At 33.2% G+C, this 15669-nt stretch carries 14 protein-coding genes, 1 pseudogene and 1 riboswitch; of the genes and pseudogenes, 8 read left to right on the top strand and 7 right to left on the bottom strand.

Annotated features, from left to right (window positions below):
* Positions 1–26: 26 nt before the first annotated feature.
* The 5 genes from dapB to JQN76_RS10715 form a co-directional block, all read right to left on the bottom strand.
* Positions 27–749 carry a 4-hydroxy-tetrahydrodipicolinate reductase gene (dapB, locus tag JQN76_RS10735; protein WP_000698231.1) on the bottom strand — a complete coding sequence of 241 codons (723 nt, stop codon included), beginning with the start codon at positions 747–749 and terminating at the stop codon, positions 27–29.
* A complete protein-coding gene (gene dapA / locus JQN76_RS10730) occupies positions 746–1633 on the bottom strand; it encodes a 4-hydroxy-tetrahydrodipicolinate synthase (RefSeq protein ID WP_000149256.1) in 888 nt (295 codons plus the stop codon). Before dapA ends, dapB begins: the two co-directional genes overlap by 4 nt.
* 1 nt (position 1634) lies before the next feature.
* On the bottom strand, positions 1635–2624 hold the full coding sequence (locus JQN76_RS10725; protein ID WP_000163531.1) for an aspartate-semialdehyde dehydrogenase: 990 nt from the start codon (positions 2622–2624) through the stop codon (positions 1635–1637).
* A 63-nt stretch (positions 2625–2687) separates the two neighbouring features.
* Entirely contained in the window at positions 2688–3893 is a 1206-nt protein-coding gene (locus JQN76_RS10720; RefSeq protein ID WP_000258712.1) for an aspartate kinase, read from the bottom strand.
* A gap of 81 nt (positions 3894–3974) precedes the next feature.
* A riboswitch (Lysine riboswitch) is annotated at positions 3975–4150 on the bottom strand.
* A gap of 602 nt (positions 4151–4752) precedes the next feature.
* Positions 4753–6354, bottom strand: coding sequence for an ABC-F family ATP-binding cassette domain-containing protein (locus JQN76_RS10715; RefSeq protein ID WP_000942300.1), 1602 nt, complete (start codon positions 6352–6354; stop codon positions 4753–4755).
* A 146-nt stretch (positions 6355–6500) separates the two neighbouring features.
* On the opposite strand from JQN76_RS10715, the gene cvfB reads away from it, so the two are divergent.
* Positions 6501–7403 carry an RNA-binding virulence regulatory protein CvfB gene (gene cvfB / locus JQN76_RS10710; protein WP_001162359.1) on the top strand — a complete coding sequence of 301 codons (903 nt, stop codon included), beginning with the start codon at positions 6501–6503 and terminating at the stop codon, positions 7401–7403.
* Between the two features lie 134 nt (positions 7404–7537).
* On the opposite strand, the pseudogene JQN76_RS10705 reads toward cvfB, so the two are convergent.
* Positions 7538–7828: pseudogene (locus JQN76_RS10705) on the bottom strand (transposase); the annotation flags it as partial.
* A 545-nt stretch (positions 7829–8373) separates the two neighbouring features.
* On the opposite strand from JQN76_RS10705, the gene JQN76_RS10700 reads away from it, so the two are divergent.
* The 5 genes from JQN76_RS10700 (at position 8374) to phoU (ending at position 12939) form a co-directional block, all read left to right on the top strand.
* Positions 8374–9357 (top strand): phosphate ABC transporter substrate-binding protein PstS, encoded by a 984-nt coding sequence (locus JQN76_RS10700; RefSeq protein ID WP_000759232.1) that lies wholly within the window; start codon positions 8374–8376, stop codon positions 9355–9357.
* A gap of 190 nt (positions 9358–9547) precedes the next feature.
* Positions 9548–10474, top strand: coding sequence for a phosphate ABC transporter permease subunit PstC (pstC, locus tag JQN76_RS10695; RefSeq protein ID WP_000204625.1), 927 nt, complete (start codon positions 9548–9550; stop codon positions 10472–10474).
* Position 10475: 1 nt separating this feature from the next.
* On the top strand, positions 10476–11393 hold the full coding sequence (gene pstA / locus JQN76_RS10690) for a phosphate ABC transporter permease PstA (protein WP_000450297.1): 918 nt from the start codon (positions 10476–10478) through the stop codon (positions 11391–11393).
* Between the two features lie 46 nt (positions 11394–11439).
* Entirely contained in the window at positions 11440–12291 is an 852-nt protein-coding gene (gene pstB, locus JQN76_RS10685; protein WP_000079447.1) for a phosphate ABC transporter ATP-binding protein PstB, read from the top strand.
* A 6-nt stretch (positions 12292–12297) separates the two neighbouring features.
* Entirely contained in the window at positions 12298–12939 is a 642-nt protein-coding gene (gene phoU / locus JQN76_RS10680) for a phosphate signaling complex protein PhoU (RefSeq protein ID WP_001836866.1), read from the top strand.
* A gap of 139 nt (positions 12940–13078) precedes the next feature.
* Here phoU and pepF read toward each other — a convergent pair whose 3' ends face one another.
* Positions 13079–14893: an oligoendopeptidase F gene (gene pepF, locus JQN76_RS10675; protein WP_000077571.1), complete on the bottom strand. Its 1815-nt coding sequence runs from the start codon at positions 14891–14893 to the stop codon at positions 13079–13081.
* 204 nt (positions 14894–15097) lie between these two features.
* On the opposite strand from pepF, the gene JQN76_RS10670 reads away from it, so the two are divergent.
* Together JQN76_RS10670 and JQN76_RS10665 are read left to right on the top strand one after the other, a co-directional pair.
* Positions 15098–15442, top strand: coding sequence for a 6TM ABC transporter family protein (locus JQN76_RS10670; RefSeq protein ID WP_000171798.1), 345 nt, complete (start codon positions 15098–15100; stop codon positions 15440–15442).
* Positions 15390–15575: a hypothetical protein gene (locus tag JQN76_RS10665; RefSeq protein ID WP_001791844.1), complete on the top strand. Its 186-nt coding sequence runs from the start codon at positions 15390–15392 to the stop codon at positions 15573–15575. Before JQN76_RS10670 ends, JQN76_RS10665 begins: the two co-directional genes overlap by 53 nt.
* The last annotated feature ends 94 nt before the right edge of the window (positions 15576–15669 follow it).

Below are 15669 nucleotides of genomic sequence, written 5' to 3'. Positions count from 1 at the left end.
AAAATAATCGATCTCCTTTAATATGTTTATAAGTTGTCAAACGTATAAAAGCCGTTTGGTTTATTAACTAAGCGTTCTGCTGCTTGTATTGCACCATTCGCAAAAATATCTTTTGATTGTGCACGATGCGTGATTTGAATCGTTTCATCAGTGCCAGCAAATAGAACTTCATGTTCACCGACAATCGTACCTCCACGAATAGAATGTATACCAATATCTTGTGGCTGGCGTTTTTCATTTAATTCATGTCTATCATACACAGGTGTTACATTTTCTTTCAAAGATACGATCACATCATACAATTTTTCTAACGTACCACTTGGTGCATCTACTTTTTTATTATGATGTGCCTCAGTCAATTCGATGTCGAAATCATCAAGTAGGGGAACAGCAGCTGCTAAAATTTTAGTCAATGCATGAACGCCATAACTCATGTTCGCGCTGAAAAATACAGGCATATTTTGACTCAATTCATCTAACTTATTAAGTAGTTTTTCTTTCTCGCCAGTTGTTGCCACAACTAATGGCAAATGAAACTCTTCATCTAATAAAGGGAACAGCAGATTTGGATTTGAAAAATCTATTGCAACATCGGCATCTTTAACATCTGCAATATGTTGATATTGTTGATATGGCGTTGTTGCTTTCGGTGTATTTTCAATGACCCCAACGATTTCATGTCCTTTTTCTTCTGCTAATCTAGCAACGCGTTGATTCATTGCACCATAGCCAATTAGTAATATTTTCACTCATTTTCACCCGCTTTAAATGTGTCATATGCTTCACGAAGCACTTTAGTATCTGTATCTTCTAGGCTAACCAATGGTAAACGTAATTCATAATTTCCAAATCCTAAATAACTTGTTAAAGCTTTAATAGGAATTGGGTTAATATCAACTGATAGGGCTGATAACAGTGTGCCGATTGGTTTAAATTGATCTTGAATATCTAATCCACTTTGTTGAGCATCGTATAACGCTTGAAATTCTTTAGGAATGACATTGGCAATAACAGAGATAACCCCTTGACCGCCACGTTGATAGTATTCAACGACGTTGTCATCATTGCCACTATATAATGCAAATGAATTTGTATCAATTCGCTTTTTCACTTCTTCTAAATACTCAAAATCATTCGTAGCATCTTTTAAAGCAACTATATAAGGATGTTGACTTAATATTTCTACAGTTTCTGGTTCAATTGTCATGTTCGTTCTTGAAGGAACATTGTACAGCACGACTGGTAATTTCACAGCATCTGCAATCGCTTCAAAGTGTTTGACTAAACCACGTTGATTCGTTTTGTTGTAGTAGGGCGTAATTAACATAATTGCATCAGCCCCTAAGGCTTTAGCTTGGATTGAAGCTTGGATTGACTTTTCAGTATCATTAGTGCCAGTTCCTGCTATGACAGGAACACGTTTATCTACAAGATCAATAACTGTTTTTAGAATGCGTTCTTTTTCATCTGTTGTTAAAGTAGGGCTCTCAGCAGTAGTTCCATTAACGATGATTGCTTGGGCATTATTTTCTAGTAAAAAATTAACGTGTGTTTTCAAAGCTTCAATATTAATTTTGTTATTTGTAAAAGGGGTTGTAAGTGCAACGCCAACACCCTCAAATAAATGTGTCATTTTAATTCGCTCCTTTTAAACGCATAACTTGTTCCAATACTTGTACAGCATTTAATGCAGCACCTTTTAATAAATTGTCTGATGTACACCATACATGGAAAGTATTTTCTAATGAATCATCTCTACGTATACGGCCAACAAACACTTCATCTTTATTAGTAGAATTGATTGCCATTGGATATTCATTGTTCTCTGGATTGTCTACTAAAACAACGCGGTCATCTTGATCAAATAACGCTTTAATATCTTCTGCTGTTGTTTCTTTGTCAAGCGTTACATCAATTTCAACACTATGACTATCTTGAACAGGCACACGTGCGCATGTTGCTGTTACTTTTAAGTCTGGCGCATTTAAAATTTTTCTCGTCTCATCAATCATTTTTTGTTCTTCTTTTGTATATCCGTTTTCTAAAAACACATCAATATGCGGTAACACATTATTATAAATTGGATGTGGATATGCTTCTGGTGCTTTACCATTTACACCTTCAGCTAAATCTTTCTTACCTTTCATCCCTGAACCTGATACAGCTTGATATGTTGTATATGCCACTCGTTTTAAACCATAAGCATCTTGCAATACTTTTAGAGGTACAACAGATTGAATCGTAGAGCAGTTTGGATTGGCAATGATACCTCTTGTAAATGTAGGTTCATTGACTTCCGGAACGATTAAATCAATATCTTCTGCCATACGCCATTGACTTGAATTGTCTATAACGATTGCACCAGCTTTTTCAAAAAGTGGGGCAAAGTGTTCGCTTGTACCGCCACCAGCACTCATTAATACATAATCGAAATGTTCACTTGCACGAGCATCAGTTAATTCTTGAACTGTATATGTTTTTCCTTGAAATTCAACTTCTTGCCCTGCAGAACGTGCTGATGAAAATAATACTAATTCATCGAAAGGAATATTTTTACGATTTAATGTCTCCAACATTTTTGTACCTACTAATCCTGTTGCACCCACAACTGCTAACTTTGTCATAACTTGTCACTCCATTTTATAATAATTTCCATTTTTTAGAATATTTTAACAATCATTTTACCATTAAATGTTAAATGCGTCATATAGTTTTTCTACCGCTTGTTGCCCATTAAAATCATCAATGACGTATGAAATACTTATTTCAGATGTTGTTGTTTGGTAGAAAGGTATATTATTTTCAATTAATGTCAAAAATGCTTTTGATGCCACACCTGACATATCACGCATGCCTGAGCCAATTAATGAAATTTTGACATAATGCTCATTGATTTTATAAGCTAATGCTTCATATTGATTCTTTAATGTTTCAAGAATCATAGAAATTTGATGAAAATCACTATCTTTAATCGTGAAGGATAGTTGTAGCCCATCCAAGTTGACGATTTGTGAAATCATATCAACATTTACAGCACCTTCTTCAAGTTCCGTAAATAGTTGGGTAAGTAGCTGATTGTCAGGTAGGGGATAACTAATTGTTACATGCATCATATGTTTATCCAAAGCCACACCAGTAACTGCTTTTTTCTCTAATATTTCTTCATTTGACATAATCCATGTTCCTTTCACGTTCGATAAAGTTTTTCCTAAATATAAAGGGATATTATAGTTTTTAGCTAATTCAACACTTCTTGTTTCAAGTACACCAGCACCTAAAGCGCTCATTTCCATCATTTCTTCATATGAGACGATGTCTAGTCGTTTAGCCTTTGGTAAAAGTCTTGGGTCAGTGGCATACACACCATCAACGTCGGTATAAATTTCACAAGGTATTTGATTACTAACAGCAAGTGCCACAGCGGTCGTATCAGAACCACCTCTGCCTAAAGTTGTTAATTCCTGATGTTCATTGATGCCTTGAAATCCAGCAACTACTAAAATATCGTTTTCTTGAAAGGCTTGTTCAAATGTTTGAGGATTAATTTGAGCAATTTTACTTTTTAAATGATGGCCAATGGTTTTAATACCCGCTTGATAGCCAGTCATTGCTTTGGCATTCATACCGATATCATTTAATACCATTGATAAATAAGATACAGTTTGTTGCTCTCCGGTTGTCAATAATAATGCCAGTTCTTGTTGTTTTGGTGCTTTAGTCAAGGTCGATACATTCGTCATTAATTGATCTGTTGTGTTACCCATAGCACTTACAACGACAATTAATTGTTCATCTTGATTGACTCGCTCCTTTAACATTTCAGCGATCCTTTTTATTTTTGTAAAATCACTGACGGATGATCCGCCAAATTTCAACACACTTCTTGTTACCATATAATCCTCCTAATTGTTAGGAAGGGCACACAATAATAAAAAAAGAACAAGTTCGGAATGCGAACTTGCTCTTAATCTATATACAAGTGATGCACTCCATTATTTTTAAATAATGACAAACTCTCAGCTCTTAACCAAAAAGTCCAACAAATTATAACTGCTATTATAATTGCTTCGGCATCGCACCCTTTCAAATTTAGCTGTTAGCAGACAGTAATCTAAACTTTACTCATGATTGATGCGCCTCATCAAAATATTATTAAATTGGTATGTGTTCATTATACATATGACAAATATGAATGTAAACCGATAATTTAGATTTTTTGGAATAACCTGAAAATTCAAGTTATAGCGTTGCTTATATTTTAAAAGGTGGTGATAATGAGACTTTTTGAAAAATAAAATTCAAAATACTTATAGCATAATCAATATGCACATTAAATAAATGTACTCTTTTAATGCGTTGATAACTGTATTTGTAATTTAGAGAAGGGGTGTTCACTATGCTGATGTGTTAAAAAATAAAATAAAAAGGACACCTCGATGCTATAAATATTAGCATCGAGACGCCCAGTTAATGTCTATTAAATTGAATATAGTCTCGGACATGAATCAATGCCCTAGGCCCTGCAATGTTATATTGACAGTAGTTGACTGAATGAAAATGACTTTGTAGCTAGCTTTTTTCAATCCTTGTCGGTGCAACACATAGAGAAATTGGATTCCTAATTTCTACAAACAATACAAGTTGCGGAATAAGTCCCAATATAGAAGGTGACAGTAAGCCAACTTACAATAATGTGCAAGTTGGTCGGGCCTCAATACAGAGATTTTCGAAAAGAAATTCTACATATTATGTTTATTTTAAAACGCCGATTTCTTGTAAATATTCTTCATATGGAATTTCTTTTGAAACGCCACCTTGTTTATTTAAATCGATAACACGGTTTGCGATTGTATTGATAAATTCAAAGTCATATGAAGTAAAGATAATAGAACCTTTGAATGATTTAAGTCCATCATTAACAGCAGTAATACTTTCTAAGTCTAAGTGGTTTGTTGGTTCATCAAGTAAAAGAACGTTTGCACTTGATAACATCATTTTACTTAGCATACAACGTACTTTTTCTCCACCTGAAAGTACACTAGCTTTTTTCTTAACTTCTTCTCCACTAAATAGCATACGGCCTAAGAAGCCGCGTAAAAATGTTTCAGTTTGCTCATCTTCTGGTGCGTATTGTCTTAACCAATCTACAAGGTTCATATTAACGCCCTCAAAGAATTCTGAGTTATCTTTAGGGAAGTAACTTAATGACGTTGTTACACCCCATTTATATGAACCTTCGTCTGGTTCCATTTCACCGGCTAATATTTTAAGCAATGTGGTTTTCGCAATTTCACTATCCCCAATTAAAATTGCTTTATCATTTGGATTCATTGTGAATGAAATATTATCTAATACTTTTTCACCGTCAATCGTTTTAGATAGATTTTGAACGATTAGTAAGTCATTACCGATTTCGCGCTCAGGTGTGAATTTAACGAAAGGATATCTTCTTGATGATGGTTGAATATCATCTAATTCAATTTTCTCGAGTTGTTTTTTACGACTTGTTGCTTGTTTAGATTTAGAAGCGTTAGCTGAGAAACGAGCAATAAAGTCCTGTAACTCTTTCATTTTTTCTTCTTTTTTCTTGTTTTGTTCTTGAGCCATCTTTTGAGCTAACTGACTAGATTGATACCAAAAATCATAGTTACCAACATAAACTTTAATTTTACCGAAGTCTAAATCAGCGATATGAGTACATACATTATTTAAGAAATGACGGTCATGCGATACTACGATAACAGTATTATCAAAGTTAATTAAGAAATCTTCTAACCAACTGATTGCTGGAATATCGAGACCGTTAGTAGGCTCATCCAGTAATAGTACGTCTGGTTCACCGAATAAACTTTGCGCTAATAATACTTTAATTTTTTGGTTGTTTTCTAATTCAGCCATTTTTTTATCGTGTAAAGTTGGATCGATACCTAAACCAGATAAAAGGTTAGCAGCATCAGCTTCAGCATTCCAACCATTCATTTCTGCAAATTCACCTTCAAGTTCAGCAGCACGGATACCATCTTCATCACTGAAATCTGGCTTCATATAGATTTCATCTTTTTCTTTCATAACCTCATAAAGACGTTCGTGACCTTTAATTACAACATCAAGCACGCGTTCATCTTCATAAGCATAGTGGTCCTGTTTTAAAACAGCTAGACGTTCATTTTTCCCTAATGAAACATGTCCTGTTTGAGAATCTAATTCACCAGATAATATTTTTAAGAATGTTGATTTACCTGCACCATTCGCACCAATTAATCCATAACAATTACCTTCTGTAAATTTAATATTTACATCTTCAAATAGTTTACGATCTCCAAAACGTAAACTCACATCAGTTACTTGTAACATGCATTTTCTCCTTTTTTTCATTCGATATTCTAACGGAAGAATTATATCATATTATCGTCACAGTTTCGACCTCATATAAGTTGTAATGATAGAATGACTCACACATGTTATAATAATAAAGAATACAAGAATCGAAGGAGAATAACATGGCATTAGACAAAGATATAGTAGGTTCTATAGAATTCCTTGAAGTAGTAGGGTTACAAGGTTCAACTTACCTTTTAAAAGGACCAAACGGTGAAAACGTAAAGTTAAACCAATCAGAAATGAACGATGATGATGAATTAGAAGTAGGTGAAGAATATAGTTTCTTCATTTATCCAAACCGTTCAGGTGAATTATTTGCAACTCAAAATATGCCTGATATTACGAAAGATAAATATGACTTTGCTAAAGTACTTAAAACGGATCGCGATGGGGCACGTATAGATGTTGGATTACCCCGTGAAGTGTTAGTACCATGGGAAGATTTACCAAAAGTGAAATCACTATGGCCACAACCTGGTGATTATTTGCTAGTTACATTACGAATTGACCGTGAGAATCATATGTATGGACGTTTAGCGAGTGAATCTGTTGTAGAAAATATGTTTACACCTGTACACGACGATAATTTAAAAAACGAAGTCATTGAAGCCAAACCTTACCGCGTATTACGAATTGGTAGCTTTTTATTAAGCGAATCAGGTTACAAAATTTTCGTACATGAATCAGAACGTAAAGCTGAACCAAGATTAGGTGAATCTGTTCAAGTTAGAATTATCGGGCATAATGATAAAGGTGAGTTAAATGGTTCATTTTTACCACTTGCACATGAACGTTTAGACGATGACGGCCAAGTCATCTTTGATTTACTAGTTGAATATGATGGTGAATTACCATTCTGGGACAAATCAAGCCCTGAAGCGATTAAAGAAGTATTCAATATGAGTAAAGGTTCATTCAAACGTGCAATCGGTCACTTATATAAACAGAAGATTATTAATATAGAAACAGGTAAAATCGCTTTAACTAAAAAAGGTTGGAGTCGAATGGACTCAAAAGAATAATCATTTTTACACGTGTCGTAGGATGCGTGTTTTTTTTTTCAATATTAAATCGGACAGATGAAGTAGTTTTTTAAACATTCCTTTCAAAGTAAAAAATTAAATAATTCAAACGAATAGGCTGGGACATTAAGTTCTTAGGCAATGTAAAAAAGCTGATTTCTATTAATTATTTGATGGAAATCAGCTTTTTTGATATGTATTTTATAATGTACAGCTCGTTGAGCTGCTATTTTCCTTATATTAAGTGCCATTAATACAAAACCTAGCTCTCGTTTAACTTTATTTATTCCTCGAACTGACATTCGAGTGAAACCCAAAATAGCCTTCATAAATCCAAAAACAGGCTCTACATAAATTTTTCTATGACTATAGATTTTTTTCGTTTCTGGTTCAGAAAGCTTTTGATTAATTTGGGCTTTAATGTATTTCAAAGTAAAATTACATGTTAATACGTAGTATTAATGGCGAGACTCCTGAGGGAGCAGTGCCAGTCGAAGACAGGGGCCCCAACACAGAAGCTGACATATAGTCAGCTTACAACAATGTGCCGGTTGGGGTGGCTGAGACGGCACCCTAGGAAGGGACCCGTCATCAAAAATTCTATTTATAGAATTTTACAGTAATGTGACAGACGGGCAAAGCGAAGCCATTCAATACGAAGTATTGTATAAATAGAGAACAGCAGTAAGATATTTTCTAATTGAAAATTATCTTACTGCTGTTTTTTTAGGGATTTATGTCCCAGCCATTTTTGTATTCATATTTAAATTTCGATAATTCTTCAGGAAGCATTTTAATTTTACTAATGAAGCAATATTTTTTAGATTAACAAAAATTAATATTTACATTTTCTTAACAAATTTTTATGTAACATTTACAGTTTCTAAAAATGAGGTTAATAATTCAAGGTTAAGATAAAGATGTAATCAATACAAATACTATTTGTTGTTCATACAGGGAGGATATTTCAATGAAAAAATGGCAATTTGTTGGTACTACAGCTTTAGGTGCAACACTATTATTAGGTGCTTGTGGTGGCGGTAATGGTGGCAGTGGTAATAGTGATTTAAAAGGGGAAGCTAAAGGTGATGGCTCATCAACAGTAGCACCAATTGTGGAGAAATTAAATGAAAAATGGGCTCAAGATCACTCGGATGCTAAAATCTCAGCAGGACAAGCTGGTACAGGTGCTGGTTTCCAAAAATTCATTGCAGGAGATATCGACTTCGCTGATGCTTCTAGACCAATTAAAGATGAAGAGAAGCAAAAATTACAAGATAAGAATATCAAATACAAAGAATTTAAAATTGCGCAAGATGGTGTAACGGTTGCTGTAAATAAAGAAAATGATTTTGTAGATGAATTAGACAAACAGCAATTAAAAGCAATTTATTCTGGAAAAGCTAAAACATGGAAAGATGTTAATAGTAAATGGCCAGATAAAAAAATAAATGCTGTATCACCAAACTCAAGTCATGGTACTTATGACTTCTTCGAAAATGAAGTAATGAATAAAGAAGATATTAAAGCAGAAAAAAATGCTGATACAAATGCTATCGTTTCTTCTGTAACGAAAAACAAAGAGGGAATCGGATACTTTGGATATAACTTCTACGTACAAAATAAAGATAAATTAAAAGAAGTTAAAATCAAAGATGAAAATGGTAAAGCAACAGAGCCTACGAAAAAAACAATTCAAGATAACTCTTATGCATTAAGTAGACCATTATTCATTTATGTAAATGAAAAAGCATTGAAAGATAATAAAGTAATGTCAGAATTTATCAAATTCGTCTTAGAAGATAAAGGTAAAGCAGCTGAAGAAGCTGGATATGTAGCAGCACCAGAGAAAACATACAAATCACAATTAGATGATTTAAAAGCATTTATTGATAAAAATCAAAAATCAGACGACAAGAAATCTGATGATAAAAAGTCTGAAGACAAAAAATAATAAGACGCAATTTCAAATGTGTCTTGAAACATGATTTTGATGGTGAATCATTATTTAGAGTACAAAGCTTGATTTATCGAGACGCTGATTTTGACATTCAGTTAGTCTACAAGCTTATCAACTTAAAATAGTGGTTCATCATTATTTTACAAATCTAATTATTTTGGGAGTAATAGAAAGAGGTTTGATTATGACTTCATCTACTAATGTTAAAGCTTTAATCGAAAAAAATAATAATAAAAAAGGGAAGCATAATGACAAAATTATACCAGTTATTTTAGCCGCAATTTCAGCGATTTCCATTTTAACAACACTAGGTATATTAATCACATTGCTTTTAGAAACCATCACTTTTTTCACCAGAATTCCAATAACTGAATTTCTATTTTCTACTACTTGGAATCCTACCGGTTCAGACCCTAAGTTTGGTATCTGGGCATTGATAATAGGGACTTTAAAAATCACAGTTATTGCGACTATATTTGCAGTTCCAGTCGGGCTTGGTGCAGCAATTTATTTAAGTGAATATGCAAGTGACCGTGCACGACGCATAATTAAACCGATATTAGAAATTTTAGCAGGAATACCAACAATTGTGTTTGGTTTCTTTGCATTAACCTTTGTTACACCAGTATTAAGATCTTTCATACCAGGTCTTGGAGAGTTTAATGCTATAAGTCCCGGCTTAGTTGTCGGTATTATGATTGTCCCTCTCATCACAAGTTTGAGTGAGGATGCAATGGCATCTGTACCAAATAAAATTCGAGAAGGTGCCTATGGACTTGGAGCAACTAAATTAGAAGTAGCAACTAAAGTCGTACTTCCCGCAGCAACATCAGGTATTGTAGCTTCAATCGTTCTCGCGATTTCAAGAGCAATTGGAGAAACGATGATTGTATCATTAGCGGCAGGTAGTTCGCCAACAGCTTCATTAAGTTTAACAAGTTCGATTCAAACAATGACTGGATATATTGTTGAGATAGCGACAGGTGATGCAACATTTGGATCAAATATTTATTACAGTATTTATGCTGTAGGGTTCACACTATTTATCTTTACCTTAATCATGAATTTACTTTCTCAGTGGATTTCTAAGCGTTTTAGGGAGGAGTATTAATATGGAAACGACAGATAATAATAGACAATCACTCGTCGATCAACAACTTGTCCAAAAACATTTATCATCCAGAACGGTTAAAAATAAAGTGTTCAAACTCATATTTTTAGCATGTACATTATTAGGACTTGTCGTACTTATTGCGTTGTTAACTCAAACATTGATTAAAGGGGTAAGTCATTTAAATTTACAGTTTTTCACTAATTTTTCTTCTTCAACACCATCTATGGCTGGCGTTAAAGGCGCGTTAATCGGTTCACTTTGGTTAATGTTAAGTATCATTCCATTATCAATCATCCTAGGAATAGGTACAGCTATATACTTAGAAGAATATGCGAAAAACAACAAATTTACTCAGTTTGTTAAAATCAGTATTTCCAATTTAGCTGGTGTACCATCAGTTGTATTTGGGTTATTAGGTTACACTTTGTTCGTTGGTGGTGCGGGGATTGAAGCCTTGAAAATGGGTAACAGTATATTGGCAGCAGCGCTAACAATGACCTTACTGATATTACCAATTATTATTGTTTCAAGTCAGGAAGCAATTAGAGCTGTACCTAACTCAGTACGCGAAGCTTCTTATGGTTTAGGTGCTAATAAATGGCAAACGATAAGACGTGTTGTCTTACCAGCAGCGTTACCTGGTATTTTAACTGGATTCATTTTGTCTCTTTCAAGAGCACTGGGAGAAACAGCGCCACTTGTGCTAATCGGTATACCGACTATATTATTGGCAACACCTAGAAGTATATTGGATCAATTTTCAGCATTACCAATCCAAATATTTACTTGGGCGAAAATGCCTCAAGAAGAATTCCAGAATGTTGCATCGGCAGGCATTATCGTTTTACTAGTTATCTTAATCTTAATGAATGGCGTTGCGATTATTTTACGTAACAAATTTAGTAAAAAATTCTAATTTAAACAATCAATCTCATTTATCTATTAAAAAGGGAGTTTTAAATATGGCGCAAACACTTGCACAAACTAAACAAATATCTCAAAGTCATACGTTTGATGTCTCACAAAGTCATCATAAAACACCAGATGATACAAACTCACATTCTGTTATATATTCAACACAAAATTTAGACTTATGGTATGGCGAAAATCATGCATTACAAAATATTAATTTAGATATTTATGAAAACCAAATTACTGCCATTATAGGTCCATCTGGTTGTGGCAAATCAACATATATTAAAACTTTGAATCGAATGGTTGAGTTAGTACCTTCTGTGAAAACAGCTGGTAAAATATTATATCGAGATCAAGACATTTTTGATCAAAAATATTCTAAAGAACAATTACGTACAAATGTGGGCATGGTCTTTCAACAACCTAATCCATTTCCAAAATCAATATACGATAATATTACTTACGGTCCAAAGATTCACGGTATTAAAAATAAAAAAGTTCTTGATGAAATCGTTGAGAAATCATTACGTGGCGCTGCAATTTGGGATGAATTAAAGGATAGGTTGCACACAAATGCATATAGTTTATCCGGTGGGCAACAACAACGTGTTTGTATCGCGCGTTGTTTAGCAATTGAACCTGAAGTCATTTTAATGGATGAACCGACATCAGCATTAGATCCAATCTCAACATTAAGAGTAGAAGAGTTGGTTCAAGAACTAAAAGAAAAGTATACAATTATTATGGTTACACATAATATGCAACAAGCAGCTCGTGTATCAGATAAAACTGCATTTTTCTTAAATGGTTATGTCAATGAATATGATGATACTGATAAAATTTTCTCTAACCCATCAAACAAGAAAACAGAAGATTATATTTCAGGAAGGTTTGGTTGATATATAATGGCAATAATTAGACAGCGATATCAGGAGCAACTTGATGATTTAATAAAGGAATTACGTCGGTTAGGTGCAAATGTCTATGTGAGTATTGAAAATGGTATAAAATCATTAAGTATTGACGATAGAGGCTTTGCACGACAAACAGTTAAAAACGATAAACATATCAATCAATTAAATTATGATATTAATGAGCGAGTTATCATGTTAATTACAAAGCAACAGCCCATTGCGAGTGATTTGCGTATGATGATTTCTTCATTAAAAATCGCCTCCGATTTAGAAAGAATAGGAGATAATGCATCGAGTATTGCCACTATTCGATTGCGTACAAAGATTACAGATGATTATGTGTTAACCTGTTTAAAGACAATGGGTAAATTAGCTATGTTAATGTTAAAGGACTTAGATCAAGCATTTAAAAAGAAAGATACCGTATTAATAAGAGAAATAATTGAGCGTGATGAAGATATCGATGACTTATATAGTCATATTATTAACGCAACGTATCTTATTGATAACGATCCATTTGTCGCTGCACAAGCTCATTTAGCAGCAAGACATTTAGAACGTATTGGTGATCATATTATTAACATCGCTGAAAGTGTTTATTTTTATTTAACAGGTACACATTACGAACAATAACTTAAAGTTATTACTATAAAATCCCTTACGATAAATATATATTTCTATCATTCATAAACCCTCAAAAAAACCAAGATTCTCACAATTAGTAATGTGAAAATCTTGGTTTATATTGTTCTACTATAAATTGTCTCGCATCTTAGTTATTTGCTTGCTCAATTTCATCTGTTAATTTTTCAACTTCATCGACTAAATCAGAAATATATTGAATTGTAGATTTAAGTGGCTGTTCTGTAGTAATGTCTACACCTGCAATGTTTGCAAGTTCGACAGGTGATACACTACCACCTTTTTTCAATGTTTCTAACCAAGCATCAACAGCTGGTTGGCCTTCATTTTTAATCTTTTGAGAAACGACAGTTCCGATTGTTAAGCCAGCAGAATACGTATACGAATATAATCCCATATAGTAATGAGGTTGACGCATCCATGTTAATTCAGCACCCTCAGTCATGTCTACTGCATCTCCAAAAAATTGTTTATAAACATTTAGCATTATTTCATTTAATGTCGGCGCATTTAAAGATTCACCTTGATCTACTTTGTGATACACTTCACGTTGATAAGCAGCTTCTAATAAATGGGTAACCATATTATGATAATATGTTCTAGATAAAATTGAGCCAATAACCCAACGCTTAAATCTTGGATTATCACTTGTGTTAAATAAATAATTGGCCATCAACATTTCATTCATTGTAGAAGGGGCTTCAACAAAGTACATTGATGCTTCTGATTCAAGATATGGTTGATGTTTTTGAGCTAATGTAAAATGACCTGCATGACCTAATTCATGTGCTAAGACAAATGCTTCAGCCATTTTACCAGTCCAAGAAATAAACACATATGAATGTGTAAAGTATGGACTTGCACAAAATGCGCCTGTATCTTTACCTTTATTTTGTGCAAAATCAATCCATCGCTGATCGTATGCTTCACGTAACATGTTTGTATAGTCATCACCTAAAACACTTAACGCACCGAAAATATAATTTTTTGAGTCTTCAATTGAAATCTCTGGTTCATAATCAGGGTCTACAGAAATCTTCAAGTCTTCAAAACGCATGTTATCTAATCCGTGAATACGTTGTAAAAGTTTAGCATATTTCTGCATAACTGGTGCCAAGTCACGCATAATCATATCGATTTGACGGTCAAACATATCACGCGTTACTTCTTGACTATGTAATAAATAATCGATGACTGATTCAAATCCACGTAAATCAGCTTCAATTTTTTCTTGTTGTACTTGCATATTATATGTAGCCGCGGTAGTATGCTGATATTTTCGAATCCCATCGCTAAACGATTTGAAACTTTTACGTCTAAACTCAGGATCTTTATTATCTTCATAATCATTTTCAAACGTAGCATAGTCGACAGGGTACGTTGTACCATCATGTTCAAATGAATCGAATGTAATATCTAGCATTTTTGTCGTGCCGTATAAATCGTAAGGACTGTTTAGCGTAGGTGATAAAGTTGCTAATACTTGTTCTACCGACGCAGATAATTGGAATGGCTTTTGTTTTATTAACTGTTTAATATAGTGTTGATATGGACATGATTCTTCTAATTGTTGAAGTATTTCTTCTGGTAATTCAAGTATTTCTGACTCTACAAATGATAATTGGCTAACAATTTTACCGTATGTAGTAGATAATTTAGCGCTCAATACTTGTGCCTCGATATTACTAGTATCTACACTTAAACGTAGTTCTGCATAATTACTTAAGCGATCTAAGGCAATTAAAATATTTTCTAATTCAGCTAAAGCAGTATTAATTTGTTCGATTGAATTTAATGTTGTTGCATATGTATGATGAAATTGATTTGCTTGTTGTACTAGAGCGTCAATACTTTCATAATATTGTTGATCATCTTTAAATAAGTCTACTAAATCCCATGTTTCTGAAACAGGAACATCTTCTCTTAAAGGTAAACCTTGAGACATATAATCACTCCTTTGGTATAATACATTCATTATACATAATTTTGTCTCCTAAACGATAATGTTACGATTTCCATGTCGCAAGGAACAATGATTTTTCTAATAGTAGATAGAATATTGCTTGAAACTGACTGCTATTGTTTAAGTTTTTAAAAATTTATAATAAAATGTATACAAGGAAAGTAATGAAATAAAAGGAGAATGAATATGACATTATTCGATATGCCTAATTATTTATGGATCACAACATTAATAATGATTTTATTAACAATATTCTGTTGCTTAGTTTTAAATAAATGGTTTGTATCTGCAGTAATTACATTTGTTATATTAGGTGTGCTTGCATTTTTTATTCCAAATTTTCAAGATATAAAATATCAACCATTATTAGGATACGCTGCATTTTTAGCGATCATGAGTTTATTAATTAGTTTTCTATTATGGTATTTTACTAGAAATTGGCGTAAAGAAAGAAAAGCGCGTAAATTAGAAAAGCAAATTGAAAAATACGGCTATGAGGGCGCTGAACTTCGCCGTAAAGATAAAAAATAATATTCGACAACTATATGCACAAAATCATCGACTTTTAAGTTACACTGCAGTAACAATTATTTCGAAAGAGATGGAATACAGTGCTATAGTTGTTTTTGTTTTGACTTTTTTATATTTTACATGGTTGACTTGATTCAAAATATTATATTTTATAATGATTTTGTTAAAAAATTAAATATACTTCAATTTCTTTATGGATAATACTATAATGAACGTTGGTTCTTAAT

Source organism: Staphylococcus sp. SM3655 (assembly GCF_016917315.1).
GTDB classification, from domain to species: Bacteria; Bacillota; Bacilli; order Staphylococcales; family Staphylococcaceae; genus Staphylococcus; species Staphylococcus aureus.
Note: the sequence above shows the minus strand (reverse complement) of the source record. Positions and strands in the feature narration are given on the sequence as shown.

What these genes read in the sequence shown, in the direction of transcription:
- cvfB (WP_001162359.1), top strand. Translation starts at nt 6,501, where the DNA reads ATGGCATTAGACAAAGATATAGTAGGTTCTATAGAATTCCTTGAAGTA.
- pstC (WP_000204625.1), top strand. Translation starts at nt 9,548, where the DNA reads ATGACTTCATCTACTAATGTTAAAGCTTTAATCGAAAAAAATAATAAT.
- JQN76_RS10670 (WP_000171798.1), top strand. Translation starts at nt 15,098, where the DNA reads ATGACATTATTCGATATGCCTAATTATTTATGGATCACAACATTAATA.
- JQN76_RS10700 (WP_000759232.1), top strand. Translation starts at nt 8,374, where the DNA reads ATGAAAAAATGGCAATTTGTTGGTACTACAGCTTTAGGTGCAACACTA.
- JQN76_RS10720 (WP_000258712.1), bottom strand. Translation starts at nt 3,893, where the DNA reads ATGGTAACAAGAAGTGTGTTGAAATTTGGCGGATCATCCGTCAGTGAT.
- pstA (WP_000450297.1), top strand. Translation starts at nt 10,476, where the DNA reads ATGGAAACGACAGATAATAATAGACAATCACTCGTCGATCAACAACTT.
- pepF (WP_000077571.1), bottom strand. Translation starts at nt 14,893, where the DNA reads ATGTCTCAAGGTTTACCTTTAAGAGAAGATGTTCCTGTTTCAGAAACA.
- dapA (WP_000149256.1), bottom strand. Translation starts at nt 1,633, where the DNA reads ATGACACATTTATTTGAGGGTGTTGGCGTTGCACTTACAACCCCTTTT.
- JQN76_RS10715 (WP_000942300.1), bottom strand. Translation starts at nt 6,354, where the DNA reads ATGTTACAAGTAACTGATGTGAGTTTACGTTTTGGAGATCGTAAACTA.
- pstB (WP_000079447.1), top strand. Translation starts at nt 11,440, where the DNA reads ATGGCGCAAACACTTGCACAAACTAAACAAATATCTCAAAGTCATACG.
- phoU (WP_001836866.1), top strand. Translation starts at nt 12,298, where the DNA reads ATGGCAATAATTAGACAGCGATATCAGGAGCAACTTGATGATTTAATA.
- JQN76_RS10725 (WP_000163531.1), bottom strand. Translation starts at nt 2,624, where the DNA reads ATGACAAAGTTAGCAGTTGTGGGTGCAACAGGATTAGTAGGTACAAAA.